Genomic DNA, 25,827 nt, shown 5'->3' on the forward strand with positions numbered 1-25,827 from the left:
AGTGTCGTTTTTTTGTAACAAAGTAGAATGAAGTGAAACGTGAAGGGCTTGATAAAAACTGAGCATAATTATACAATCAATTTAGTATATGAAAACGTTTTAAGGCGTAAATAATAGATGATATTCAAATCAAAAGGGGTATAGGATTATGGCTGAAAAAACGATTATGTTATGTTGTGCTGCCGGGATGTCGACTAGATTATTAGTTTCAAAGATGCAAAAGGCCGCTGAAAGTGATGGCATTGATGCAGAAATTTTTGCTGTGGCAGCTGCAGAAGTTGATGCAAAATTAGAAGAAAAGCATCCGGATGTCTTGATGCTTGGACCACAAGTTAGATATCTCAAAGGGCAGTTTAAAGATCAATTGGATATTCCAGTTGAAGTGATAGATATGCAGGACTACGGAATGATGAATGGTGAAAAGGTTTTACGTGAAGCAGTTAAGTTGATTGATTAATAATAGGTTGTGACACGAATCATCAAAATTAAAATGTTAGTAGAGATTTTTCCATAAAGGATCCTAGTGTGGTGACCAGATTTGATGGTTACTAGACTAGGCTTTTTATTATCTTTGAACTAAAGGGAGTCTTAAAATGTCAGAAGAAGATGCACAATTGCAAATGGCAATGAAGTTGATCGTTAATGGTGGCAATGCTAAGAGCCTTGCTTTTGAAGCAATAGAAGCTGCAAAGAAAAATGATTTTGTAGGAGCTCAGCAAAAGTTAAAAGAAGCCGATGATGCTTTGGTTAAAGCTCACCATTCACAGACGGATATGTTAACTAAAGAGGCAAATGGTGAACATGAAACGGTGACTTTAATGATGGTTCATGCACAGGATCATATTATGAATGCAATTACATTTCGGGATTTAGCCGGGGAAATGGTAGATCTTTATAAACGACTTGCTAAAAAATCGGACTAATCTTGTTATTACCGATATAATAGGATTATTAATTAATACCAAATCAATTTAAAGGAAGTTAAATAGTGTTTCCATATCAAAAAGTACATGAATTAAATCGACTTGAATTGAGTGTCTATAAATATATCATTGGTCATACTAAAGAAGTTCAGGGGATGACAATCAGAGAAATGGCTGATTCCGCTGATGTATCTACAACAACAATCCTAAGATTTTTGAAAAAGATGGATTATAATGGTTTTTCGGAATTCAAAAAAGCATTAAAAAAGAATTCAAAACAACCAATTAAGGTTCAACAGAACCCTAGTGTAGAGCCAATTAAAAACTTCTTTAAATTGGTGGCCGATCAGGAACCATTTGATAAAAAGATTAGTCAGGCAGCTGATATGATCAATGCCTCTGAATTGGTGTTGTTCTTTGGTGTTGGGAATAGTGGACGTATTGCTCAATATGGGGCCAGTCTTTTATCAAGTTATGGAATTTATTCTTTGCCAATTATTGACCCATTTCAGCCGGAACCATTTTCTGACCGTGACTTTACAAAAACACTTTTAATTCTAGTATCTATTTCTGGAGAAACAGATCAAGTTTTGGCTCAAGCACGGTATTATAAGAAGAATGGTGCCGAAACTATAGCATTGACTGCTAATTCTTATTCAATTTTGAATCAAATTACTGATTTTTCGATTTCTTATGATACACAACAAAATCGCAAAGGACATATTAACGTTACTACGCAAGTACCGATTGTTTATACATTGGAACAGATATCTGACCGGGCTTACCATAATATGGTTGATCAAGATGGTAATAATTTTACTAAACATGTTACAGATTAGTAGCATGTTTTTTGACTTTAAAACTTTATTTTGAAATAAGGATATCGAACAAATTAATAATCAATTAATAGATTGTTTTTAATATAATTATCAATTAAATTGTTGTTGATAATTATATTAGTTATAGTAATATTTTATTTGGAAACGCTTATAATCATGGTTTTTGAAAAGAGGTTATGTAGTTGACATGGCAAGTATGGCACGTATCACCGATTATCACGAGTGTCTTTTTTATATTAGGTGTCTTCACGCTCTATCAAGTCTTATTTAATTGGTTAAAGACTGTCCTTGATGAAAGAAAAATCAAATTTGATGAAGATGTAATCAACTCATGGTTTGGCGTTATTTATATGTTAATTTTTATCTTTAGTTTACAATCGACTATTGTCGGTAAAAGTAGTTCTTGGGAATTTATGAATTTTATTGTCATAGCCTTGATTTTTTGTGCCTATTTTCTTAATATTCGTATTCCTTATTATTGGTTTATTCCTATTATCTTAGTTTATATGGTTTTTAATGGATCAATCGGTTATTGGGAATCATGGTGTCATGCGGTATCAGTCATGTTTACTTATTGGTCGTTTAATTATATTAAGCGGCTACATACAGATAAGTATTTGTTTCTACGTTATATGTTAGTTGGAATATCTTGGGGAGCTATAATGTGGTTCTTCGTGGCAATCAAATTTTCACTCAGCCGAAGTGTTTTTATTCAGGAGTGGATCTATCTGATTATTTTTGAAATATTGCTTTATAGTTATGTCAGAATGTTATTAAGAGAAAGTAGTTTGAAAGTTCATTTATTTGAATTTGCTAATCATGATGCGTTAACAAAAGCTCAAAATTATGGGGCGTATAATTCTGAAATAAAATATTTGTTCAGTAATAGTCAAAAAAATAATCTGAATCTCTCAATGATGATGTTCGATATTGATCATTTTAAAAAGATTAATGATACTTATGGCCATTTAGCAGGTGATGAAGTTTTAAAGCAAGTAGTTAGTACAGCACAATCAGTGATTGATGCCAATGATTCCCAAGTATTGTTGTACCGAACTGGTGGAGAGGAATTTAATATTTTATTTCCAGGTTATGATCTGCAATCAACGAAACCGTTAGTTCAAAAGATATTTTCAGCTTTGAATAATATGACAGTTGATTTTGAGGATAAAAAAATCAAAGTAACGGTTTCGATGGGAGTTTCAGCTGTTTCAAAGCGTGATGATGAGCCAGCAGACTTTTACGATCGGGTCGATATTAATCTGTACTATTCAAAAAAACATGGAAGAATGAGAATAACCGCTCAATAGTGCTATTTATAACTAAATGGCACTATTTTTATCGTATTTTTTAATAAGAATATTGAAAGAAATTTATCTGGAAAAATATAAATATAATAGTATTGTTAAGATTAACTGATTTTAAAAATGTAATGACATTAGGAGGAAAGAATTTTTGACATGGAACGTTTGGCATGTGTCGCCATTTTTCACTAGTATTTTCTTTATTCTTGGTGTTTTTACGCTTTACCAAGTAATTTATGATGGATTGAAAACGGTGTTACATTCTAAGAATATTAATATTGACGATGATGTACTTAATTCATGGTTCGGAGTTCTCTATATGCTGATTTTTATTTTCAGTATGCAGGCGACAGTTGTAGGCACGCCAATATCTTGGCAGTTCATGAACTTTCAATTGATAGCCTTGATTTTTTGTTCATATTTTTTGAATATTCATGTTAAATGGTATTTTTTCTTTCCACTAATGCTCTGTTATATGGCTTTTAACGGATCAATTGGTTACTGGGAATCATGGGCACACGGGTTAACTTTAATGTGTTTTTATATGACTTTGAATCATTTTCGTAGGAGTCAAAAGAATCAATATTCATTTATTTATTACATTACACCGGCAATCTTTTTTGGAGCAATGTTATGGCTATTCATGAAAATCAAATTTAATTTTTCTTGGACAACGTATATTGAAGAATGGTTCTATTTTATTTTATTCGATGTTCTATTGTACAGCTATGTAAATATGATTTTACGTGATAGTAAATTGAAATTACATTTGCTAGAGTTTGCTAATCATGACGCTTTAACTAAGACCCAAAATTATGCGGCTTATAGTTCACAAATTAAGTATTTGTTTGAAAATAGTACTAACAATAAATTACATCTTTCGATGATGATGTTTGATATTGATCACTTTAAGTCCATCAACGATACTTATGGCCATTTAGCTGGGGATAAGGTTTTACAGCATGTTGTTGACGTTGTACAGACGGTGATTGATGCTAATGATCCTAAAGTAAAATTGTATCGAACTGGAGGGGAAGAATTTAATATAATTTTTCCTGGATATGATTTGAATTCAACAAAACCAGTAGTGCGGGAAATATTTATGTCTTTGAATCACTTGCCGGTCGAAATAGATGGGAAGTTAATCCATATCTCTATTTCTGTCGGTGTTTCAACGTTGTCCAGTGAGGATGTTGAACCAAGTGATTTTTATACACGTGTGGACGGCAATTTATATCATTCAAAGAGAAACGGTCGAATGCAAATAACAGCTGCTTAAATAAAAAATGACATCTATAAGAGTTATGAAGACCCTTTATAGATGTCATTTTTATTGTAGATATTTATTTGTAATTAGACTGTTTTTACCTTGCTATTAGCCACTTTAGTTTGTGGCATAACTAGGTTAAGGATAATAGCTGCGATTGCTGCTACAGCAATTGGTGAACCTAATAGATATTGTAAAATTTGAGGTGCGTTTTTGGTTACATTAGCGGGTAAAAGAACCAAGGCTAATGTCAAAATAATTGGAATACCAATAATGTAAAGGTCGCGGTCAGTTGTTTCTAAACCACGGATAACATTTAAACCATTAAGCATGATAGTAACAGTGATGATGGCGAATACTCCACCAATAACTGGTGCAGGAATCGCTGCTAGAAAAGCTGATAATTTGCTGAAGAATCCTAGAACTGAGAACCAAATACCGGCAAATAAGAAAACTCGTTTACTAGCGACGCCAGTAATAGAGATGACACCAGCGTTAGTTGAATAACCTGTTACAGGAGTTGTACCAAGTAATGCAGCAATCATACAACTTAAACCTTCACCGATGATACCATGGTTCCATTGTTTATCAGTGATCTTATGATTGGTAACGGCACCCATAGCGAACCAAGTACCAGTAGTTTCAGTTGTAATTACAGCGTAGATGATGATGAAAGTAATAATAGCTGAAGGGCTAAAATTGATACCCCAGTGGAAGATAGTTCTTTGAGGAAAACCAAACCAAGCAGCTTCGTTGACCGTCTTCCAGTCAAATATTCCCATCATAGTTGAAACAATTGTACCGACGCCAAGTGCCAGGATAATGGAACTAGTTCTAAAGAAACGACGAACTTTAGGAAATTTTAAACTGATACCAACGGAAACTAATAGAGTTAATGCAGTGATTGAAGCTAAGATAATGTTGTTATCAATTTTACCAGGAGCATTGAAGATATTACTGTTTAAAGCAGTTGGGATTAGCGACAATCCTACACAAGTAATAATTGTTCCACCAACTAGAGCAGGTACTAAACGATTGATGACCTTTTGAAAAATACCAGTAGCTCCTAAGATAACTAAGATGATTGAACCAACTAAAAGAGCACCAATCAAAGTTCCCATACCGTTGCCTTTAAGACCACCCGATGCCAAAACAACTCCGGCAGCAGCACCTAATGGTACGAAGGATGGTCCTTGAGAAACAGGCATCTTCATGAAAACAAAAGTTTGAAGAATAGTTCCAATACCTGCGGCCAAGAATGTTGATTGTAGTAGTCCCATTTGATCGCCTAAGCCCATTGCCATCATGCCAGCAAGAATGATTGGCGGAACATAGATATCCATCGCTAAGACGTGTTGAAGCCCCAAGAATCCAGCTTCACCCATACCGATTTTGTCATCTGGTCCAACTAATAAACTGCTTTTATTCTTATTTTCCATTATCTTCTCCTACACTGTTATGTACTAGTTTTCCTGATACGTAAACTTGTTTGATATTTTCTTTGTTTGTGTGATAAACAAGTCTTTCAAATATATCTGAAGCATTATTTGAAAAGACATCGAAGTATTGATCTTGGACAATTTGTAAATCGGCCTTAAAACCAGGTTTAATTTGTCCTGAATTAAGATGCAAAGCCTTTGCGCCACCGATAGTTGCAAGATAAAAGGCATTAGCACAGGTAATACGTGCGTTATCATTGCCGTTATCTTTTAAAATTTGTGATGACATAACAGCTTGTTGCATATTACGATAAATACTTGGAGAAAATCCTCCGGAGATATCGGTTCCTAAACCGATGTTAATGTTTTTTTGATGAGCATCTTGAACTCGCATAACTGAATTTCCAAAATAAACATTGGAAATGGGACAGTGGGCAAGGGATGCTTTTCTTTCGCGAAAGAGTTTGAAATCTGCGTCAGTTAATTGAGTTCCATGAGCCATAACAGCTTTATCAGTTAATAGACCAAATTGATCCAATACTTGAGTATCGCTTTTTTTGAACCGTTCTTGAGCATAACGATCTTCCCAAATACTTTCACTGCAGTGTGATTGAATTGGTAAGTTATATTTTTGAGCTAATTTTCCTAATCCGTAAAGAGTTTCGTCTGTACAGCTGGGTACAAAGCGAGGCGTGATCACGGGAGTTAATTCAGCTTGAGTGTGATTTTGTAACTCTTGAAGGGCCTTAATGAACTTTTCGGTCTCTTTCAATGATACTTGAGATGAATCATCACGATAGTAATCAGGAGTCTGTTCAGGATTATCCATCGCTACCTTACCAATGAAGGCTCTTTGTCCTAATTGAGCACAAACCTTTGCTAATTCTAAGTTGGCGTCATTGTGAATCGAACCAAAATATAATCCGGTTGTAGTTCCGTGAGCAAGTAATTCTTTGACTAAGCTTTGATAGACTTTTTTGGCAAAACTTAAATCTTTAAATTTTGCTTCGAGTGGAAAAGTATAGGTATTCAACCATTCGTTTAATGGCTTGTCCAAAGCCAATCCGGCTTGAGACCATTGTGGTGCATGAATATGTAAATCAGTGAATCCTGGCAAAAGAAAACTGCCTTCTGGGATCTTTTGGAGAACGTGGTTATCTATTGCAGCTTGTTTGACTGACTGATAATCGCTATCAGTTGCGGATATAACACGGTCAATTGTTCCTGACTGGTCTACACATGTAAGTACTTCTGGTGTAAAATCCGCCTTGTCAAATGTTGCTGAAGAAATAATCGTTCCTTCAAAAACAATTTGATAGGTGATAATCTAACACTTCCTTAAATTTTATATATGTAAGAGTAACATGAATAATAATGTAAATAAATAGTAAATAGTTCGTATTTTACTTTTCAAAATAGCTATTGCCGTTCATAACGTCTCTAAAAAGCATTAATTTCTTTAAATATATATTTTTGTATCCGTTTTTATATACTGCTAAATTAGTTTTTAGTAGGAAAGACTTTTACTTTTAGAATGGAATAAATTTAATTGAAAATATTTTAAATATTAACTTGCTTCGAAACGCGAAATATGAATTTCAATAATAAAGGTAAATAAATCTTTACAAAAATAGTGCTTGTTTGCATAGATTTACTTACTTATACTTGAAAAATGGGGATTTAGTAAAGGGGAGACAATTTTGTGGAAAAAATTTAGAAGCCAAATTGATTTGAATAGCTGATAAGTTGGCTAATAACGTCGTTCTGAAATCGTTACGCGACGGATTTTTGATTATAACGCTGTTGACTTTAATAACATTTTAGGTTTGTAAATCTAAGAGAATCAAGAGTTTAGGGAAGTTGATCATTGTATCAAGTATGTTTGGTATTGGGGAACCTTTTATCTATAGATTACCAGTTGTTTTGAATCCAATAATAATGATTTCTTTCGTTATAACGCCTATTGTTAATGTACTAATTTCAAATTTATCGTTTACCTTATATTTAGTGCTGTATATCAACAGTGCTATGTTACCTTGGACAACACCACCTTTAATTTTAAGTTGTCTGACAATTGGTAGCTGACGTGGTGCAGCTTTGCAATTATTTGAGATTGTTTTAGGAACGGTTATTTATTATCCATTCGTTAAAATACTGGATCAGTAGTATTTGTTGGAAGAGATGGGCAAATAACCAAGATATTATTGTGAGATACTTCCCATGCGTAAGAACAAAATGTTTTATTATTGTAAATAAATGACTTAAAAAATAATTATGTGAAACCGTTTACAAATAGAAAAATGTGTTTTATACTAATTTGTGTTGAAAGATGAATATATATTTAGTGAATTGTTACTATTAGATTAGGCGAGATCACTTAACGAGTTTTCTATAAATGTTCTTTTGGATATTTATAGAAAAACGTTAGTGGTCTCGCTTTTTTTGTTGTTAGAAAGGGGGTAAAGCAATGGTAAAGATTGCCCAAGTCTTTAACAATAATAGTGCGCTAGTCAACCTAGGAGATGATCGCCAAGCAATTGTAAAAGGCAAAGGAATCGCTTTTAAAAAGACTAAAGGAATGGAAATAGATACTAGTAAAATAGAACGTACTTTTTATTTAAATACAAAATCATCGCAGAAAAATTTATATTTTTTGATTAAAGATATTCCAATAGATATAGTTACCACTACTTATGAAATTATTGATTATGCAATCAAAAAATATAACTATGATATTTTGGATTATGTTTATATAACCTTAGGTGATCATATTTTTGGAGCTTATAAAAGATTATTGGCTCATACGTATAAGGAAAGTTTGATTCCTGATATGAGTCAGCAATATCCAACCGAATATCTTATTGCTGAACATGCATTATTAGTTATAAATCGTAACTTGCATGTTAATTTTCCTAAGTCTGAAATAAAAAGTATTGCTCTACACTTTATAAATGCCAAAGGAGAGGAAACGAAGAAAAGCGATTTAAAGGAAAATATGACTAAGGAAATTAATAATATCGTAATTTCAATTTTAAAGAAAAATCATATTTATCGTCTGGAAGGTAATGGAAATTACTTTGATCGTTTCATGATTCATTTACAGTATTTGGCAGGTAGACTTAATAACAATGAGAACGAAGATAAAGATTTTAGTAATAAGTTAGAACAAGAGATGAGAATTGAATATCCAAATTCATCAAGAATTGCACGAGAAATATACGATAATCTTCAATCTAAATTTGATACAAGGATTAGTAGTAATGAACTTTTATATTTCATAATTCATATTCAACGACTAACTCAAGAAAAAGTAAAAGGTAAGGAGTAAATTATTATGGCAGTTACAAAAGAGGATATTTCAATGACGGGATTTGCTATCGTTGCTTACGCAGGAGATGCAAAGACAGCTTTATTAAAAGCTTTAGATAATGCTCGTGAGGGAAAAATTGATGAGGCAAAAAAGTTAGTAGAAGAAGCTAATCAATCAATTGTTGACGCCCATAATGAACAAACAAAATTGTTAGCAAATGAAGCTGGCGGGATGGATATGGATGTCACATTCATTATGGTTCATGGACAAGATACTTTGATGACAACAATGATGATGATGGATGAATGCAAGTTCTTCATTGATGAGTATGAAAGAATTAATAAGATTGAAAAAAAATTAGATATGTAAATTAAAAAATGGGGGAAAGGTAATTATGAACAGTGATAGCAGTAGCAGTAATGGTATTTTTGATAAGCTAAAGCCAGCATTTGAAGCAATTGCCGCTAATAGATACGTTTCTGCAATTCGTGATGGTTTTATTGCATGTATGCCGATTATTATTTTTTCAAGTATTTTTATGATGGTTGCATATGTACCAAATGCTTGGGGATTTTATTGGCCAACTAAAGTAACTAATATTATTTTAATTGCATATAACTATTCAATGGGATTGTTAGCCTTATTTGTAGCAGGAACAACTGCTAAAAATTTAACTGACAGTAAAAATCTTGATTTGCCAAAAACTAATCAAGTTAATCCAGTTTCTGTAATTGTTGCTTCAGAAATTGCTTTTATTATTTTATCGATCATTCCTTTAAAAACAGGTAATGATTTGACTTATATGGGTACCCAAGGTTTGATCTGTGCCTATATTGTTGGTTTAATTGTTCCAAATATTTATTATATTTGTATTAAAAATAATGTGACAATTAAACTTCCACCACAAGTACCACAAAATATTTCACAAACATTTAAAGATCTTATTCCTATGGCTTCCGCAGTTACAGTATTTTGGCTTTTCAGCGTTGGTTTTAAGGCAGCAACAGGTACAATTCTTCCTCGCTGGATTATCCAAGTATTGTCACCATTATTCCAAGCCAGTGATTCTTACATCGGACTTTCGATTATTGCCGGAGCTATGGCTTTCTTCTGGTTCTGTGGTGTTCAAGGTCCATCAATTGTACAGCCTGCTGTTGTTCCAATTATGATTGCTAATACAGCAACAAACTTACAACAATATCAAGCTGGAGTTCATGCATCTCATGTTTTAGCTATGAATACAATGGACTATGTTATGAACTTTGGTGGTACAGGATCAACCTTCGTAGTTGCCTTTATTATGTTATTTGCAGCTCGTTCAGCTCAATTAAAGGCTGTTGGTAAAGCTGCCTTTATTCCAGGTTCGTTCTCAGTTAATGAACCAGTATTATTCGGAATGCCAATTATTATGAACCCAATGTTCTTTGTTCCGTTCCTATTAACACCAATTGTTAATATTTGTATGTTTAAATTCTTTGTAACTGTTTTAGGTATGAATAGTTTTATGTTCACAATGCCTTGGACGGTACCTGCACCAATTGGTATTTTAATATCAAGTAGTTTTGCACCGTTATCATTTGTATACGTGTTGTTAGCATTGGTAGTTGATGTATTGATTTACTTCCCATTCATTCGTACTTATGACAACACACTATTAGCTCAAGAAAAAGCTAAGGAAAATGAAATGACAGATGAAAATGTTGTGACAGATACCGTTGATAATAGTGAGGCTTCCCAAGCACAAGTTGCTATGTCTTCGGATAATTCAGGTGATTCTGCATCAAATAAGACACAAGATTACTTTAAGAATAATGAAGTAGATGTTTTAGTTTTATGTGCTGGTGGAGGGACTTCAGGTATTTTGGCTAATGCATTGAATAAGCTATCTAAGAAAGAAGATTTAAAACTTTCCGCAACAGCACGTGCTTATGGTCAAGATATGGACCTGATTCAGGATATGGATATGGTTATTCTGGCTCCACAAATGGAAAGTATGAAAGGCAACTTAAAGAAAATTACGGATAAGTATGGCGTTAAATTAGTAACTACAACCGGACGTCAATATATAGCGTTAACAAATGATGGAGACAAGGCTTTGAACTTTGTTGAATCGAATCTTTAATTCGGAGGATGATTGTAAATGAATAAGACATTACCAAAAGATTTTCTTATGGGCGGTGCGAGTGCCGCATATCAAGTTGAAGGTGCAACGAAAGAAGATGGAAAAGGAAGAGTACTTTGGGATGATTTTTTAGAAAAACAAGGTCGTTTTAGTCCTGATCCAGCAGCTGATTTTTACCATCGTTATGATGAAGATCTAACATTGGCTGAGGAATATGGTGTACAAGTAATTCGTGTTTCAATTGCTTGGTCGAGAATTTTTCCAGATGGTGCTGGGCGTGTTGAACCAAGAGGGGTAGCATACTACCATAAGCTGTTTGCTGATTGTGCTAAACATCATATTGAACCTTATGTAACGTTGCATCATTTTGATACTCCTGAAAGATTACATAAAGCTGGAGATTGGTTGAGCCAAGAAATGCTTACTGATTTTGTTAAATATGCCAAGTTCTGCTTCAAAGAATTTCCTGAAGTTAAGTATTGGATCACAATTAATGAACCCACTTCAATGGCTGTTCAACAATACACTAGTGGGACATTCCCACCCGCAGAACAAGGAAGATTTGATAAAACTTTCCAAGCTGAGCATAATCAAATTTTAGTTCACTCAAAAATAGTTAATGCTTATAAGAATATGAATTTGGGTGGAGAAATAGGTATTGTTCATGCACTTCAAACAGTCTATCCATATAGTGATAGTCAAGAAGATAAGCACGCTGCTGATTTACAAGATGCCTTAGAAAATAGACTTTATCTTGATGGAACATTAGCTGGAGAATATCACGAAGAGACTTTAGAGCTCATCAAAGAAATTCTAAATGCTAATAATCAGCCAATGTTTAAATATACAGATGATGAAATGGAAGAAATAAATCGAGCAGCCCATAATTTGGATTTTGTAGGAGTTAATAACTACTTTAGTAAGTGGCTACGAGCCTATAATGGTGCTTCTGAGACAATTCATAATGGAACAGGAGCTAAAGGAACTTCAGTATCACGGCTACATGGAATTGGTGAAGAAAAGAAGCCTGAAGGTATAGAAACAACAGATTGGGATTGGTCTATCTATCCTCGTGGAATGCATGATATTTTGATGAGAATCCATGATGATTACCCATTAGTGCCAGATATTTATGTAACTGAAAATGGGATTGGTTTAAAAGAAAAACTTCCAGAAAATGCGAAAGAAAATACTATTATTAATGATGACAAGCGTATTGATTATTTAAAGAAGTATTTTAATGCCATTGCCGATGCTATTGCTGATGGAGCTAATGTAAAGGGATACTTTATTTGGTCATTACAAGATCAATTCTCTTGGACTAATGGATACAGTAAGAGATATGGATTATTCTTTATCGATTTTCCAACCCAAAAACGCTATGTAAAAAAGAGTGCCTTTTGGTTTAAAAAATTAAGTGAAACACACGTAATTCCTGATTGAAGGGGCTTGTCCTTAAAGAAATGTAATACTAAAAGGGCTTTGAGATTGTTAATATATCTCAAAGCTTTTTTAGTATTACAATTATCAAAAAGAGTTAGGAGAAGAGTAATGAACTATAAACTAATAGCATTAGATCTTGATGATACACTTTTGACAAGTAAAAAAACCATTTCGGTTGAAAATAAAAAGGCAATCACTCAAGCCTTAGAAAAAGGAATCAAAGTAGTTCTTTGTTCTGGAAGAACCCATAATGCAGTGGTTAAATTTGCCAAAGACTTGGGGATTTCAGGTCCAGATCAGTATATGATCACTAACGGTGGAGCAATTATTGAAAATATGGAAGAAAAAATTATTTTCCAAAAATTAATGAGCAATCAATTTTATAGAGAATTTGTTAGATTTATTAAGGAAAATAAGTTGCATTACAATGTAGTGGATAATCGTGGAAATACTTATACTAGTGCAGATGAGCATTTGGATAAATATACTATTATGCAGGCTTTTGAGAATGATAATGGACTATATTTAAAAGAACCGAATCAGTTGCCAGATAATTTTGAAATTACAAAAGCGATTATTAATGGAGACGAAAAAGAAATAGATAGTATTTCTGAAATAGTTCATAAGAAATTCGATGAAAGTTATTTTGTAGTTAGAACCGGAGTTGGTTTTCTTGAGATTTTTCCTAAAGATGTTAATAAAGGAGCAGCGTTAAAAGTTTTAACAAAAGAGCTCAATTTAAATGTTAGTGAAGTTATAGCAGTTGGTGACCGGGAAAATGATATTCCAATGTTAAAAATTGCCGGTAAAGGAATTGCTATGGGTAATGCTTTAGCAACGGTAAAGAAAAGTAGTGATTATGTAACTGCAGATAATAATCATAGTGGGGTTGGTAAAGCAATTGAAAAGTTTTTAATATGATTGCGTTTTTATAAAGGAATAAACTTAAATATCAATAAATCATTTATAATTAATTGTGTAAAGGAGGTTTTATGCGATTAATTATAGAGCAAATTTTTAATAATAATACGGCAATTGTTGATCTTGGGGATAATCAGCAAGCGATTGTTAAAGGTAAGGGAATAGCTTATAGCAAATCTAAAGGATCTTTTCTAGATAGTTCAAAAATAGAAAAGATTTTTTATTTGGATTCTAACGAATCACAAAAGAATTTATTCTTTCTATTAAAAAATATTCCAATTGATATAGTAACGACAACTTATGAAATTGTTGATTATGCTAAAAAACAATTTAATTATCCTGTTATGGACTATGTTTATATTACGTTGAGCGATCATATATATGGGACCTATAAAAGGTATTTAGCCCATCAATATCAAGTTAGTAAAATTCCTGATATGAGTGACAATTATATAGATGAGTATCTTATTGCTAGCAAAGGGTTAAAAATTATTAATCATAATTTGAATATAGATTTACCTGATTCAGAAGTAAAAAGTATTGCATTGCATTTCATTAATGGTAAGGGAAATAATGAATCCGTAAATTATAATGCAAAAAATGTTGATTTCAGTGAAATGATTAGAACTATTTTATTTAGAAATAATATTTTTAGAACCAAAAGTAATAGTAATTATTATGATCGATTTATGATTCATTTGCAGTATCTTGCTCAACGATTGAATAATACTACTCAAGAAACAAAATTTGATAGAAAAATTGAATTAGAAGTTGAACAAAATTATCCAGGGTCTACCAATATTTCTAAACAAATTGCCCGGAAGATTCAAGAAGTTATGAATGTGAAACTTACTAGTAAGGAACTCTTATATTTTATAATTCATATTCAGAGAATTACTCAAGAAGATGGACTGAATCAAAAATAAGTAAATTTTAATAAAAGTCAAAAAAAGATGTCAATTGTTTTCGGAAAAAGATTACTAATCCTATTTTAGAAAGCAAAAGACATCTTTTTTTATAAATTAAATAGATTCTAAATTGGAAATATACTTGTTAAATTAGGAATTTTACCGTTTTATATGATGTAACGTTATGAATCGCCACTTTGATTAGTAAATGTCTAATATTATTAACAAAATATTTGACAGATTAAAATAGAGTGCTAATCTTACAATTAAAATTCGGAAATGGGGTAATGGTTCATGAGCAAAGTAATCGGAGTAACAGCAGATGTATTTTTGGGCGCTACATCTGTCATTAATCAAAAACTAATGGATTTTGTACCAAGGCCAGCGATCAATGGAGTATTAAATGCTGGTGGAATTCCAATTAGCTTGCCTTATCTTCCTAAGGAGGAAATAAATGGGCTCTTGGAAAGATTAGATGGGGTTATTTTTACTGGCGGGCCTGACGTTGATCCTACTTTTATGGGTGAAGAACCTATTCCAGAACTTGGGATCACTAATCGTAATCGAGATCTTTTTGAAATAGCACTTGTGCGGACGGCTGTCGCTAAACATGTGCCTATTTTAGGAATTTGTCGAGGAGCTCAAATTATAAATGTTGCTCTAGGAGGAAATGTTTATCAAGATCTTGCAAGTCAATATCCTGGAAAAATTTTAAAACACCATCAATCTGCTCCTGGAGATCAGCCAACTCATTTTGTTTCGGTTAATCATGATTCCAAACTATTTAAAACAATTGGTGACAATGTTTTTGTTAACTCTAGACATCATCAAGCCATTAAGGATGTTCCTGAAGGATTACAAATTGTTGCCACGGCTTCAGATGGAGTAATTGAAGCTATTGAAAATCAAGATGCCAGTGTTCAAGCAGTTCAATGGCATCCGGAAAATATGTGGCAGCACGATTCTCGACAATTACAAATTTTCAAGGATTTTATTGATCGTATCTAGGGGGGTGAACGTTATGAAACAAGCAATTCCGATGCACCATGTTCAAACAATAAAAAAATCTCATAAAATGGGATTCTGGACAATTCTTTTATTTGGTATTAATGGGATTATTGGATCTGGAATCTTTCTTTTACCTAATGAAGGAATGAAACTATTTGGTCCCGCTAGTTTATTAGTTTTAGGTTTTGACGCACTACTGATTTTGACAATTGGTTTATGTTTTGCGGAAGATGCCAGTTTATTTAAAGAAACTGGTGGTCCTTATGTATATGCAAAAGCAGCTTTTGGAAATTTTGTCGGCTATGAGGTCGGTTTTGTTACTTGGGCAATTAGAATTATCGCTGAAGGAACACTTTACGTTGGTTTTGCGACTGCTTTGGCAGGTATCTTTCCGCAACTTAATAATATTATGGCTAAAGATATTATCGTTACAATATTAGCTTTATCCTTGATGTCAATGAACTTGATGGGGGTTCAAGTAGCATCAATTGTTAATAATGTCATTACTGTTTCTAAATTGGTGCCATTGATTATTTTTATCGCTGTTGGAATTTGGTTTATCAAAGGACCTAACTTTACTCCCTTTGTTCCAGCTGCAGTTGCTAATACAAGTTCGTTTTCATTAGCTGCGATTACAATGTTTTATGTATTTACTGGCGTCGAAGGAGCTGTTGTTGCAGCTGGAGAAATGAAGAATCCACAAAAAGATTTACCACATGTTTTAATTATTATTATTTTGGCCGTAGCAACTTTTTATATCCTAATTCAAGCGGTTTGCATTGGTGTACTAGGTAGTTCACTTGCTAATAGTGTTACACCAGTTCAAGATGCTTTTAATAAAATTGCAGGTAGTTTTGGAAAATATTTAATTGCTGCCGGAACCTTATTATCCATCGGGGGTATCTGTGTATCTTCATCGTTCATCACGCCACGTTCAGGGGTTGCCATGGCTAATCATGGTATGATGCCCAAGATGTTGGCTGAAAAGAACCGTTTTGGTGTACCGTATCATGCCATTATTATTTCGGCCCTTTTGGGTCTAGCAATTGCCTTATCTGGAACATTTAATACTTTGGCACAAATCAGTGCCGTATCAAGATTTGCACAATATATTCCCAGCTGTATTGCGGTTTTAGTTTTTAGAAAAACAATGAAAAATAGAGAATCAGGTTTTAAAATTCCCTTTGGATGGTTAATACCTGTTGTAGCGGTGACAGTTTCAGTTCTATTGTTGTCACAAACTAACTTGGTTAACTTAGCTTGGGGCTTTGGAGCGTTATTAGTTGCAGTGCCATTCTATTTTATGACTAGAAAGAATTTTAATTAAAAATATGTTTAAGAAGTCAGGCTTGTCAAAGATAAATTTTTATAGTAGCATTTGTTCTTGAAAACTGAATAGATTTCTTCGGGGCAGGGTGTAATTCCCGACCGACGGTAACAACTTTAAAAGTTGAAGTCCGTGACCCACGTAAGTGGTGGACCCAGTGAAAGTCTGGGACCGACAGTAAAGTCTGGATGGTAGAAGAAAAATAATTATTTCATGCTATTAGATGGCTTATTTAAGTCGCTCTCGTGTGAAATCTTATTTAGCTTAACTTTAAGGCCCCGCAATTTTTTGCGGGGCCTTTTTTTGTGGGGTGAATAGGATTTGGATAGATTTATGAAATTAGCTTTATTGGAAGCACAGAAAGGAAAAGATACTTGGCAGAATCCTCAAGTTGGAGCCGTCATTGTAAAAAATGGACAAGTACTCTCTAAGGGACATCATGAAACATATGGTCAAGCCCATGCTGAGGTTAATGCTTTGAATAACTTGTTACATTTGTCTGATGCTCAAAATGCAACATTGTATGTAACTTTGGAGCCATGTTCTCATTTTGGAAAGACACCGCCATGTGTTAAACGAATTGTCGAAGTCGGTATTAAAAAGGTCGTTATTGGTGATGTTGATCCTAATCCACAGGTATGTGGTCGTGGGATCAAATATTTAGAAAGTCACGGAATCGAAGTTATTGATTTGAGAATCCATGCTCAAATTAATCAAGCTTATAATTTTTTTCATGAGTTTAAGCGTCCTTTGATAACAGTAAAATACGCAATGTCGTTGGATGGTAAAATCAATCAGACATTTGGTCAAAGAACTATAATTTCTAATCAAACATCTTTTCTTGATTCTCAGAAGTTACGTAGTAAAAATCAAGCAATTTTAGTTGGAGAAAATACTTTTAGAATCGACGATCCTCAATTAACTGTTCGAAAAACGGATTTAAAGTTCCCGCCTATTAGGATTGTATTAATAAAAGATATTAATACGGTTAATTTAGGACAAAGAATTTTTTCATCACCTGAACCCATTTGGTTTTTAAGCAGTACCCGACCTGAGCAAGAATTTCCCAAAAATGTTCAGATTTATACAGACCAATGGTCGGTAGAAAAGATTGTTGAATTTCTGTTTAAAAAGGGCATTCAATCACTACTAGTAGAAGGTGGAAGTTCAATTCAGGCTGATTTTGTCGAAGCAAACTTAATTGATAAGTTGATAGTTTACTTAGCACCCAAGTTTTTGGGGCAAGGGTTGCCAGCAATCAATAAGAATATTGGCAAGGTCATGAAGTTTAGTAAGCCAGAAATAGTTTGGTTGGATAATGATCTAAAACTAACTGCCTGGAGGGAAAGATAATGTTTACAGGTATTGTAAAAGGCATTGGTAAAATCACGCAAGTTGAACAAACCAAAGATAATTATCGACTAACTATCTCTGATTCGTCATTAAGTTTTCAGCCAGGTGATAGTGTATCAGTCGATGGAATTTGTTTAACAGTAGTAGAAAACTCTAATAATGATTTTCAAGTTGAAGTAATGCCAGAAACAGTTAAAAGAACTAATATCAAGCAACTTAAATTGTCTGATGAGGTTAACTTGGAACCGGCTTTAGGAGTCAGCGATAGATTGGATGGTCACTTTGTTTTAGGTCATGTTGATACAACTGGAATATTGTTAGCAAAAGAAGTTAATAAAAATGCTTATTTACTGACATTTTCAATTGATCCGGGGTACTCAAAATATCTAGTAGAGAAAGGCTCTATTGCAATTGATGGCGTAAGTTTAACAATAATATCGATCACTGAGAAATCTTTCCAAGTGGGGATAATTCCGTATACATCGAAAGAAACCATTTTAGGTAGTTTACAAGTAAAACAAATTGTTAATTTGGAAGTTGATATCTTAGGAAAATATATTTTGAAATTAGGATTGAGGGGTTCTTTAAATGTCAAATAATAATAGTGTGTCTAAAGTTGAAGCTGCATTAAATGATTTAAAAAAGGGTAAATTGATTATTGTCGCTGATTCGCCAGATCGAGAATCAGAGGGAGATATGGTAGGGTTGGCCGATTTTGTGACTCCGGAGAGCGTTAATTATATGATCAAAAATGCTCGTGGTTTGTTATGTGTACCAATGTCCAAAGAGGTTGCCCATAGATTAGATTTTAAGCCCATGACAAATGAGCATGATGCTTTTGGAACTGCTTTTACAATTAGTACAGATGCTAAAACAACAACAACTGGTATTTCTGCTTTTGATCGTGCGGATACAATTAAAAAGTTAAGCATGACTGACAGTCAGGCAGCTGATTTTTATCATCCAGGACATATTTTTCCTTTGATTGCGAAAAATAATGGTGTTATGGAACGAGGCGGTCATACTGAAGCTGCCGTTGATTTGGCTCGACTGGCTCAAGCAAGTCCAGTTGCTTACATTTGTGAAGTTGTTAAAGATAATGGTCGGATGGCTCGATTAAATGATTTACAAAAAATTGCGAAAGCAGATGATATGGAATTAATTACAATTGCTGATATTAAGAATTATCGTTATCAGAAAGATAATTTTTTGTTACAAAAAGTATCAGATGTTGATTTACCTACTAAATATGGTCATTTTCGGTTAGCAGCGTATCAGTATCAGGAGAAACCGGTATTAGTCATTTATCAAGGTAAATTAAAAAATACTCAATCATTATTATTAAGAATTCATTCAGAATGTTTTACAGGCGATATCTTAGGATCTAAAAGGTGTGACTGTGGTGAACAATTGGAGAAATCATTGCAGATAATTAATGAATCTGGTCAAGGAGCATTGATTTATCTTGATCAAGAAGGCCGTGGTATCGGTCTATTGAATAAACTAAAGGCATATCAATTACAGGATCAAGGCTTAGATACTGTGGAGGCTAATGTAGAATTAGGCTTTGCAGCTGATCAAAGAGAATATGGAATTGTTGCTAATTTTCTACAGCAAGAAAATATTTCTTCAGTGAGATTATTAACTAATAATCCAGATAAATTACAACAATTGGAAGATTTAGGAATTAAAATTGATCAAAGAGTACCTTTGGAAGTGGTGCCTAATGAAAATGATCGTAAATATTTACAAACTAAAAAACACAAATTTAATCATTTATTAAACGAGGTCGAATAAAAATGGAAATAGTAGGTCAATCAAATGGACAAAATCTTAGAATTGCTATTGTGGTATCAAGGTTTAATCAATTAGTTACTGATAGATTATCCAATGGAGCGATGCAACAATTATTGCAATTGGGAGTTTCAAAAAAAGATATTACGGTAATTCAAGTACCAGGAGCCATGGAAATACCTAGAATTGTGAACTTAATTTCTAAAAATAAAAAATATGATGGAATATTGGCCTTGGGAGCAGTCGTTCGAGGAGAAACAGCACATTTTGATTACGTTTGTGCTCAGTCGGCTCAGGGTGTGGCCCAAACAACATTGAATGGCGAAGTTCCCGTAATGTATGGAATTTTGACAACTGACAATATGTCTCAAGCTTTAAATCGAGCAGGTGGTAAATCAGGTAACAAGGGTGCTGAATGTGCTAGTGATGTGATTGAAATGATCAATTTGGAAAAAGAACTATCCTAATCGTCTATATTAATTTCTTTATATTCATGCCGAAAGAACTACAATCACTATGAGAAAAGTATCCTTAGGAGATTGATTATGAAATATAAAATGATAGCGATTGATATGGATGGTACACTTTTAAATAGTAAGCAAAATACCAGTGAAAGTAATATTTTAATGATTCAAAAGGCTCTAAAAAGTGGTGTTAAAGTAGTTTTGTGTACAGGACGAGATTACGATGGGATCATCAGAAGTGCCAAAAAAATAGGCTTGAATAAGAACAATCAATACATGATTTATTTTGGTGGAAGTGTTATCCAAAGTTATGATAAAAAAATTCTTTATCAAAAAACACTTAAAAATGAGAATTGTGAATCAATAGCTAACTTTTTAAGCAATCGTAAAGTTCGATTTGAATTAATTGATAATCTTGGTGATCATTATGATAGTTATCAAGATTGGATTGAGAAGCAAATGCTCAATCGAAAGTTAGGTATTGTTAAGTTCATCATCAAAACGCATAAACACGAATTGGATAAATTATTAGGTTTAATGCATACAAATTACGATAAAGATTATTTTATTGTAAAAACTAGCGCTAATGAAATGGAAGTATTTCCCCAAGGTATCAATAAGGGGTCTGCCTTAGTACATTTAGCTAAGCATTTAGGTATATCAATGAATCAAGTAGTGGCAATTGGTGATATGGACAATGATATTCCGATGTTAAAAAGAGTCGGTCTAGGAATTGCTATGGGAAATGCCTCAGCGGAAGTAAAAAAAATCAGTAATGTTGAAACCACTGACAATGATCATGATGGAGTTGCTAACGCTATCCGAGAATACGTACTTGCACAATCGAAAACTGAAGTTAAATGAATATAATTATTTTAGATTAAAAAACATCTATCTAGAGTTGGCGGTGCTCATATGAAAAATGAGTATCGCCTATCTAAATAGATGTTTTTTAAATAGTATCTAATTGTCTGTCTTTTTCAGGTGCAGGATAGGCTTGATTTAGAAGTTCTAGTTCATCTTTAGCAAAGTCAATATCGATTGCTGCAAGATTACTTCTCATATGTTCCACTGACGCGGTTTTAGGAATGCTAAGAAGGTCACGATTTCGTAATACCCAAGCTAAAAGTAATTGGTGTACAGTGATTTGTTTTTGCTGTGCCATTTCCTTTAGAATTGGTTTGATTTTTAAGTATTCTCCATTTTCAGATCCAAAAGGAGAGTAACCAATAAAGGACATATCGTGTTCTTTTTGCCAAGGTAGGATTGAATGTTCAACACCACGACTACCGATATTGTAAAGATCTTCATTTACACAACAATTCTTTCCATTAGGTAAGTCTGATAATTCTTTTAAATCATGAAGATCAAAATTAGAAACGCCCCAATTCCTTATTAAACCTGCTTGAACCATTTTTTCCAAACCATAGACTGTTTCTTTTAAAGGTGTTTCACCACGCCAATGTAGTAGGTAAAGATCTAAGTAGTCTGTTTGTAATCTTTTTAAACTCGACTTAAGACTACGTTCAATCAAATTGGGAGTGGCGTGGAATGGATAAAATTTAGAGATTAATTGAAGATCATTGCGATGATAATCTTGAAGAACTGTACCGACTAATTTTTCGGATAGACCTTCACCATACATTTCTGCAGTGTCAATGGTGTTGATTCCATGATCAAGTCCGTATTTGATAGCTTCAATCTCTGACGTAGTTTGCTTGTTATTTCCTTCACCAATATGCCAAGTTCCAATACCAATATTGGATGTTTTTTGATGGTTAAATGTAATATATTTCAAGAATATACCTCACTTTCATATTTTTGATTTTTAAATCATTGTAAGGGCTGACATCACTTGTGTAAAGGCAATGTATGAATTAATAAATGAAGACGATTTAGCAATGAATAATTGTAAAAAAATATTTACAAAGTTTATCTTGCCATGTACTATAAAAAAGAAGTGAAAGGTTTAACTAAATATAAGCTTCAAATAAAAAAAGGGGTTAAGTATATATGAATATGTACTTATTGGTTAATGTTTTAGGTCTTATCGTTTTTCTCGGTATTGCGTACCTTTTTTCAAAAAACAAACGGGATATTCAGTGGAAATCAATTGCTATTATGATTGCCTTGAATTTGGTTTTGGCTTGGTTTTTAACAAGTTTTGCTGTTGGTCGTGCCATTGTTTCTGGTGCTGCTGATGGATTCAATTGGTTAGTGCAGGTCGCCTATGTAGGAATTGAATTTGCTTTGCCAAGCTGGGTTCATGTTAAAAGCATGGACTTTGTTACCAGTGCACTGTTGCCGATCTTATTGATCGTGCCATTGTTTGATATTTTAACTTATATTGGTGTATTACCATTTATTATTAAATGGATTGGTAAAGGGTTGTCATTCATTACAGGTCAACCCAAGTTTGAATCATTCTTTGCGGTTGAAATGATGTTTCTTGGTAACACAGAAGCATTGGCTGTTTCCAGTTTACAACTAAAGCAGATCAAAGCTCAAAGAAATGTAACTTTGGCAATGATGTCAATGAGTTGTGTAACGGCATCAATTATTGGTTCTTATATTCAGATGATGCCAGGAAGATTTATTTTAACGGCTATTCCTATCAATATCATTAATGCCATTATTGTTACTAGTTTGTTAAATCCGGTTCAAGTTACTCCTGAGGAAGATACGATTGCCAAATTAAGTGGTCAAGGAGAGGGTGGCAAAAAAGAACCATTCTTCTCATTCTTAGGAGATTCTATCTTGGGCGCCGGTCGTTTAATCTTAATTATCGCTGCAAATGTTATTGCCTTTGTTGCTTTGGCAGCTTTAGTTGATAAAATTCTACAATTAGTAAATCCTTGGTTAACTTTGGAACATATCTTAGGTGTTATTATGTATCCTTTTGCATGGTTGTTAGGATTGAATACACATGATTCTTTCCAAATGGCTCAGTATATGGGAACAAAGCTCGTAACGAATGAATTTGTGGTTATGGGTAAGGTCACAGGAATTATTAAGAACTTTGATCCTCACTTTAAAGCTGTTTTAACAGTCTTTATCACTTCCTTTGCTAATTTCTCAACTTTGGGAATGATCATTGGTTGTTTCAAGGGAATCGTTAATAAAGAAAAAAATGACATTATCTCTAAAAATGTAGGCTATATGTTGCTATCAGGTATTTTGGTATCACTTTTATCAGCCGCATTTGTCGGATTATTTGTTTGGTAATTAATTTAATAAAAAACTATCGATCATTGGGTCGATAGTTTTTTTGTACTTTGTGTAAGTAATTATAGCCAAGCAAAAACTTTATTGATATTTTTACTCCAAGTAGACCAGGAATGATCCCCATCAACAGGTATCCAGGTGTAGTGGTCCTTAGCGTGAATTGAAAGAAAGTTTTTAAACATGATATTGTCTTCATGCATAAAATCAGAATCGCCACAGAGTGTCAGGATTTGTTGTTTAGGCTGATGTTTATTAAAAATATTAATCAGTTGATTTTGAGCAACTTTTTCGGGACTATCAAAGATTGCATCGAAGGTTTCTTTTGCCATTGGGCTTTTGGGATTGTCACGAAAATGTTCAATATCAGTGATTGGAGAAAGAGCAGCAACCTTACTAAATTTATTGTCATTTAGAAAACCGATTTTCAATGCTCCATAACCACCCATACTTGAGCCGACGATAAAATTATTTTCACGTTTAGTGGAAATAGGAAGTAGATTCTGCATTTTGGGGATGAATTCGTCAATAAAAAATGAGTAATAAGGTATGAAAGCAGAATCAGAATAAAATGAGTTTCTAGCTTCGGGCATGATGACAACCCAGTCCTTTTTGCGGGCTAGTTGTTCAACATTAACGTGCCTTATCCAAGCTGAATTATCACCAGTATAGCCGTGAAGCAACCAGACAACAGGGTAATTTGATTTACCTGTATCAGGAACAACGACAGTAGTTTTAAAATATGTATGGAGATAGTTTGTTCGATAACTAAGATTCATTAGTACCATTTTTATAAGCCTCATAATATTAATTTTCAACCAAATCATAATCATTCTGCTCAAAAATGTCCATTAAAAGAGGATTGATTTATTTATGTTCATATTGATATTTTTTGAAGTAGAGAAAATTGACATATAGTTCGAAGACATCAGTTAGAACATGTAAATCCAATCCAAAAGATTCGGAAATATGATTTAGACGGTAATTTGTTGTATTACGATGAACCTTTAATTCGCTAGAGGTTTCTGTCACGTTACCATTGTTTTTAAAATAACAATCTAGAGTTTCTAGTAGTTCAAGTCCTGATTTAGTTTTAAGAAAACTTTTGAAAACATTGAGAGCTTTTTTTGAATAAAGTTGGCTTTCTAATAATTGGTTCAAAAATTTAACTTGCTCGAAGTAAAAGGTATTGTGCAACTGTAACTCTTGGCTAATGGTGATAGTTGCTTGGGCCTGTTTGACGGCATTCTTAAGATTAGAATCCTTATTGCTGACGCCGACAATGAGATTATTATCGTGACAGAATTTTAAATAGCGTTGTAAATCATTTTCTGATTTAACGATAATTAATTGTTGCTCAGGTGTTTTGCTGAAGGAGAAATCGTTGTTGCTTAATTGCAGTTTGTTTAGTGAATTAGTTTCAATTAAAATTACAAAACGCTTAAGTGTCAAATCAATATTAAGGTTGTGAGCACGAAGCAATAATTCAGAATCTACTAATGGATCGTCTATGTTGGTCCATTGATACAAGAAATGATTGAGACTTTCTTTACGTTGGCTTTCTAATTTAGTGTTATTGATTTGTGAAATAAGTAATTCAGTTGAAATTTTTAAGAGAGATGCTAAAGGGGTTACTTGTTTGGGATCACCGGTTATTCCAATAACACCAATGGTTTCTCCCTGAAATTGAACGGGGATATTAACACCAGGTTGACCAAATTTACCGAATGATTCGATCATGGGTTTAGTTTTACCACTTTGAATTGTATCAATAGCACCGATATGAAGTGTATCGATACGTTTTTTATCACCACTAGCAATGATATAGCCCTTTTCATTCATCATGTTGATGTTATAAGGAATACTCTCCATCATTCTATCTACAATTGATTGAGCTAATTTGGGATCTAATTTCATCTTTTCCTACTTTCTTGTTAAAAGATAATCAAAGTTTCATGAAAACAATGGAACATAATATTTGTGCATATAAATATTTTACAATATTTCAGTGATTTAAAACATTGATTTATCAAGGAAAAAAATTAAAATTTAATCATACTACCAATTAAAATTGTGCAATTGCACGTTGATTTTACTGGTTTATCAAGGTATCATACATTCGTTGTTTGATTGTTAAATAATTAACAATCAAAATGGAAACATGTTGAGGAAAGGTGTTTTTT

25 protein-coding genes and 1 riboswitch are annotated in these 25,827 nt (G+C 33.3%); of the genes, 20 read left to right on the forward strand and 5 right to left on the reverse strand.

Going from position 1 to position 25,827, the window contains the following annotated elements:
- Window positions 1-148: 148 nt before the first annotated feature.
- The 5 genes from LAB100_RS00615 (at window position 149) to LAB100_RS00635 (ending at window position 4,345) form a co-directional block, all read left to right on the forward strand.
- Window positions 149-457: a PTS sugar transporter subunit IIB gene (locus LAB100_RS00615; RefSeq protein ID WP_119326869.1), complete on the forward strand. Its 309-nt coding sequence runs from the start codon at window positions 149-151 to the stop codon at window positions 455-457.
- 136 nt (window positions 458-593) lie between these two features.
- Complete coding sequence (locus LAB100_RS00620; RefSeq protein ID WP_119326868.1) at window positions 594-923, forward strand: PTS lactose/cellobiose transporter subunit IIA; 330 nt, start codon at window positions 594-596, stop codon at window positions 921-923.
- A gap of 65 nt (window positions 924-988) precedes the next feature.
- The gene (locus LAB100_RS00625) at window positions 989-1,762 is read left to right on the forward strand and encodes a MurR/RpiR family transcriptional regulator (protein ID WP_162894237.1); all 774 of its coding nucleotides are present in this window, start codon (window positions 989-991) and stop codon (window positions 1,760-1,762) included.
- A gap of 182 nt (window positions 1,763-1,944) precedes the next feature.
- Window positions 1,945-3,072 carry a GGDEF domain-containing protein gene (locus LAB100_RS00630; protein ID WP_119326866.1) on the forward strand — a complete coding sequence of 376 codons (1,128 nt, stop codon included), beginning with the start codon at window positions 1,945-1,947 and terminating at the stop codon, window positions 3,070-3,072.
- 145 nt (window positions 3,073-3,217) lie between these two features.
- Window positions 3,218-4,345, forward strand: a complete 1,128-nt coding sequence (locus tag LAB100_RS00635) for a GGDEF domain-containing protein (protein ID WP_119326865.1) — start codon at window positions 3,218-3,220, stop codon at window positions 4,343-4,345.
- 74 nt (window positions 4,346-4,419) lie between these two features.
- Here LAB100_RS00635 and LAB100_RS00640 read toward each other — a convergent pair whose 3' ends face one another.
- Window positions 4,420-5,772 carry a uracil-xanthine permease family protein gene (locus LAB100_RS00640; RefSeq protein WP_119326864.1) on the reverse strand — a complete coding sequence of 451 codons (1,353 nt, stop codon included), beginning with the start codon at window positions 5,770-5,772 and terminating at the stop codon, window positions 4,420-4,422.
- A complete protein-coding gene (gene guaD, locus LAB100_RS00645; protein ID WP_443092617.1) occupies window positions 5,762-7,084 on the reverse strand; it encodes a guanine deaminase in 1,323 nt (440 codons plus the stop codon). The genes LAB100_RS00640 and guaD overlap by 11 nt, the downstream gene beginning before the upstream one ends.
- A 530-nt stretch (window positions 7,085-7,614) precedes the next feature.
- On the opposite strand from guaD, the gene LAB100_RS11630 reads away from it, so the two are divergent.
- From LAB100_RS11630 to LAB100_RS00715, 14 genes are all read left to right on the forward strand, one after another.
- Window positions 7,615-7,857, forward strand: a complete 243-nt coding sequence (locus LAB100_RS11630) for a hypothetical protein (RefSeq protein ID WP_281273968.1) — start codon at window positions 7,615-7,617, stop codon at window positions 7,855-7,857.
- 382 nt (window positions 7,858-8,239) lie between these two features.
- Window positions 8,240-9,100 carry a PRD domain-containing protein gene (locus LAB100_RS00655; RefSeq protein WP_119326862.1) on the forward strand — a complete coding sequence of 287 codons (861 nt, stop codon included), beginning with the start codon at window positions 8,240-8,242 and terminating at the stop codon, window positions 9,098-9,100.
- Window positions 9,101-9,106: 6 nt separating this feature from the next.
- Window positions 9,107-9,451, forward strand: coding sequence for a PTS lactose/cellobiose transporter subunit IIA (locus tag LAB100_RS00660; RefSeq protein WP_119326861.1), 345 nt, complete (start codon window positions 9,107-9,109; stop codon window positions 9,449-9,451).
- A gap of 25 nt (window positions 9,452-9,476) precedes the next feature.
- On the forward strand, window positions 9,477-11,204 hold the full coding sequence (locus tag LAB100_RS00665; protein WP_119326860.1) for a lactose-specific PTS transporter subunit EIIC: 1,728 nt from the start codon (window positions 9,477-9,479) through the stop codon (window positions 11,202-11,204).
- 18 nt (window positions 11,205-11,222) lie between these two features.
- Window positions 11,223-12,647 carry a 6-phospho-beta-galactosidase gene (gene lacG, locus LAB100_RS00670; protein WP_119326859.1) on the forward strand — a complete coding sequence of 475 codons (1,425 nt, stop codon included), beginning with the start codon at window positions 11,223-11,225 and terminating at the stop codon, window positions 12,645-12,647.
- Window positions 12,648-12,755: 108 nt separating this feature from the next.
- Window positions 12,756-13,568: a Cof-type HAD-IIB family hydrolase gene (locus LAB100_RS00675; RefSeq protein WP_119326858.1), complete on the forward strand. Its 813-nt coding sequence runs from the start codon at window positions 12,756-12,758 to the stop codon at window positions 13,566-13,568.
- 71 nt (window positions 13,569-13,639) lie between these two features.
- On the forward strand, window positions 13,640-14,494 hold the full coding sequence (locus tag LAB100_RS00680) for a PRD domain-containing protein (protein WP_119326857.1): 855 nt from the start codon (window positions 13,640-13,642) through the stop codon (window positions 14,492-14,494).
- 276 nt (window positions 14,495-14,770) lie between these two features.
- On the forward strand, window positions 14,771-15,484 hold the full coding sequence (locus LAB100_RS00685; RefSeq protein WP_119326856.1) for a gamma-glutamyl-gamma-aminobutyrate hydrolase family protein: 714 nt from the start codon (window positions 14,771-14,773) through the stop codon (window positions 15,482-15,484).
- Between the two features lie 13 nt (window positions 15,485-15,497).
- On the forward strand, window positions 15,498-16,811 hold the full coding sequence (locus LAB100_RS00690) for an APC family permease (protein ID WP_246001185.1): 1,314 nt from the start codon (window positions 15,498-15,500) through the stop codon (window positions 16,809-16,811).
- 70 nt (window positions 16,812-16,881) lie between these two features.
- A riboswitch (FMN riboswitch) is annotated at window positions 16,882-17,015 on the forward strand.
- Window positions 17,016-17,132: 117 nt separating this feature from the next.
- Window positions 17,133-18,164: a bifunctional diaminohydroxyphosphoribosylaminopyrimidine deaminase/5-amino-6-(5-phosphoribosylamino)uracil reductase RibD gene (gene ribD / locus LAB100_RS00695; protein ID WP_246001187.1), complete on the forward strand. Its 1,032-nt coding sequence runs from the start codon at window positions 17,133-17,135 to the stop codon at window positions 18,162-18,164.
- Window positions 18,164-18,763, forward strand: a complete 600-nt coding sequence (locus LAB100_RS00700; protein WP_119326855.1) for a riboflavin synthase — start codon at window positions 18,164-18,166, stop codon at window positions 18,761-18,763. Before ribD ends, LAB100_RS00700 begins: the two co-directional genes overlap by 1 nt.
- Window positions 18,753-19,961, forward strand: coding sequence for a GTP cyclohydrolase II (ribA, locus tag LAB100_RS00705; protein WP_119326854.1), 1,209 nt, complete (start codon window positions 18,753-18,755; stop codon window positions 19,959-19,961). The genes LAB100_RS00700 and ribA overlap by 11 nt, the downstream gene beginning before the upstream one ends.
- Window positions 19,962-19,963: 2 nt before the next feature.
- The gene (gene ribH / locus LAB100_RS00710; RefSeq protein ID WP_119326853.1) at window positions 19,964-20,425 is read left to right on the forward strand and encodes a 6,7-dimethyl-8-ribityllumazine synthase; all 462 of its coding nucleotides are present in this window, start codon (window positions 19,964-19,966) and stop codon (window positions 20,423-20,425) included.
- A 78-nt stretch (window positions 20,426-20,503) separates the two neighbouring features.
- A complete protein-coding gene (locus LAB100_RS00715; RefSeq protein WP_119326852.1) occupies window positions 20,504-21,286 on the forward strand; it encodes a Cof-type HAD-IIB family hydrolase in 783 nt (260 codons plus the stop codon).
- 88 nt (window positions 21,287-21,374) lie between these two features.
- Here LAB100_RS00715 and LAB100_RS00720 read toward each other — a convergent pair whose 3' ends face one another.
- Window positions 21,375-22,220 carry an aldo/keto reductase gene (locus LAB100_RS00720; RefSeq protein ID WP_119326851.1) on the reverse strand — a complete coding sequence of 282 codons (846 nt, stop codon included), beginning with the start codon at window positions 22,218-22,220 and terminating at the stop codon, window positions 21,375-21,377.
- Window positions 22,221-22,441: 221 nt separating this feature from the next.
- Between LAB100_RS00720 and LAB100_RS00725 the strand changes: the two genes are divergently transcribed.
- Entirely contained in the window at window positions 22,442-23,647 is a 1,206-nt protein-coding gene (locus tag LAB100_RS00725) for a NupC/NupG family nucleoside CNT transporter (RefSeq protein WP_119326987.1), read from the forward strand.
- Window positions 23,648-23,709: 62 nt separating this feature from the next.
- Here LAB100_RS00725 and LAB100_RS00730 read toward each other — a convergent pair whose 3' ends face one another.
- A complete protein-coding gene (locus LAB100_RS00730; protein WP_119326850.1) occupies window positions 23,710-24,432 on the reverse strand; it encodes an alpha/beta hydrolase in 723 nt (240 codons plus the stop codon).
- 79 nt (window positions 24,433-24,511) lie between these two features.
- A complete protein-coding gene (locus LAB100_RS00735; RefSeq protein ID WP_119326849.1) occupies window positions 24,512-25,561 on the reverse strand; it encodes a CdaR family transcriptional regulator in 1,050 nt (349 codons plus the stop codon).
- Between the last annotated feature and the right edge of the window lie 266 nt (window positions 25,562-25,827).

This window comes from Companilactobacillus musae (genome assembly GCF_003967595.1).
GTDB classification, from domain to species: domain Bacteria; phylum Bacillota; class Bacilli; order Lactobacillales; family Lactobacillaceae; genus Companilactobacillus; species Companilactobacillus musae.

What these genes read in the sequence shown, in the direction of transcription:
- LAB100_RS00615 (WP_119326869.1), top strand. Translation starts at nt 149, where the DNA reads ATGGCTGAAAAAACGATTATGTTATGTTGTGCTGCCGGGATGTCGACT.
- LAB100_RS00620 (WP_119326868.1), top strand. Translation starts at nt 594, where the DNA reads ATGTCAGAAGAAGATGCACAATTGCAAATGGCAATGAAGTTGATCGTT.
- LAB100_RS00640 (WP_119326864.1), bottom strand. Translation starts at nt 5,772, where the DNA reads ATGGAAAATAAGAATAAAAGCAGTTTATTAGTTGGACCAGATGACAAA.
- LAB100_RS00655 (WP_119326862.1), top strand. Translation starts at nt 8,240, where the DNA reads ATGGTAAAGATTGCCCAAGTCTTTAACAATAATAGTGCGCTAGTCAAC.
- LAB100_RS00660 (WP_119326861.1), top strand. Translation starts at nt 9,107, where the DNA reads ATGGCAGTTACAAAAGAGGATATTTCAATGACGGGATTTGCTATCGTT.
- LAB100_RS00665 (WP_119326860.1), top strand. Translation starts at nt 9,477, where the DNA reads ATGAACAGTGATAGCAGTAGCAGTAATGGTATTTTTGATAAGCTAAAG.
- lacG (WP_119326859.1), top strand. Translation starts at nt 11,223, where the DNA reads ATGAATAAGACATTACCAAAAGATTTTCTTATGGGCGGTGCGAGTGCC.
- LAB100_RS00675 (WP_119326858.1), top strand. Translation starts at nt 12,756, where the DNA reads ATGAACTATAAACTAATAGCATTAGATCTTGATGATACACTTTTGACA.
- LAB100_RS00680 (WP_119326857.1), top strand. Translation starts at nt 13,640, where the DNA reads ATGCGATTAATTATAGAGCAAATTTTTAATAATAATACGGCAATTGTT.
- LAB100_RS00685 (WP_119326856.1), top strand. Translation starts at nt 14,771, where the DNA reads ATGAGCAAAGTAATCGGAGTAACAGCAGATGTATTTTTGGGCGCTACA.
- LAB100_RS00690 (WP_246001185.1), top strand. Translation starts at nt 15,498, where the DNA reads ATGAAACAAGCAATTCCGATGCACCATGTTCAAACAATAAAAAAATCT.
- LAB100_RS00700 (WP_119326855.1), top strand. Translation starts at nt 18,164, where the DNA reads ATGTTTACAGGTATTGTAAAAGGCATTGGTAAAATCACGCAAGTTGAA.
- ribA (WP_119326854.1), top strand. Translation starts at nt 18,753, where the DNA reads ATGTCAAATAATAATAGTGTGTCTAAAGTTGAAGCTGCATTAAATGAT.
- ribH (WP_119326853.1), top strand. Translation starts at nt 19,964, where the DNA reads ATGGAAATAGTAGGTCAATCAAATGGACAAAATCTTAGAATTGCTATT.
- LAB100_RS00715 (WP_119326852.1), top strand. Translation starts at nt 20,504, where the DNA reads ATGAAATATAAAATGATAGCGATTGATATGGATGGTACACTTTTAAAT.
- LAB100_RS00725 (WP_119326987.1), top strand. Translation starts at nt 22,442, where the DNA reads ATGTACTTATTGGTTAATGTTTTAGGTCTTATCGTTTTTCTCGGTATT.
- LAB100_RS00730 (WP_119326850.1), bottom strand. Translation starts at nt 24,432, where the DNA reads ATGGTACTAATGAATCTTAGTTATCGAACAAACTATCTCCATACATAT.
- LAB100_RS00735 (WP_119326849.1), bottom strand. Translation starts at nt 25,561, where the DNA reads ATGAAATTAGATCCCAAATTAGCTCAATCAATTGTAGATAGAATGATG.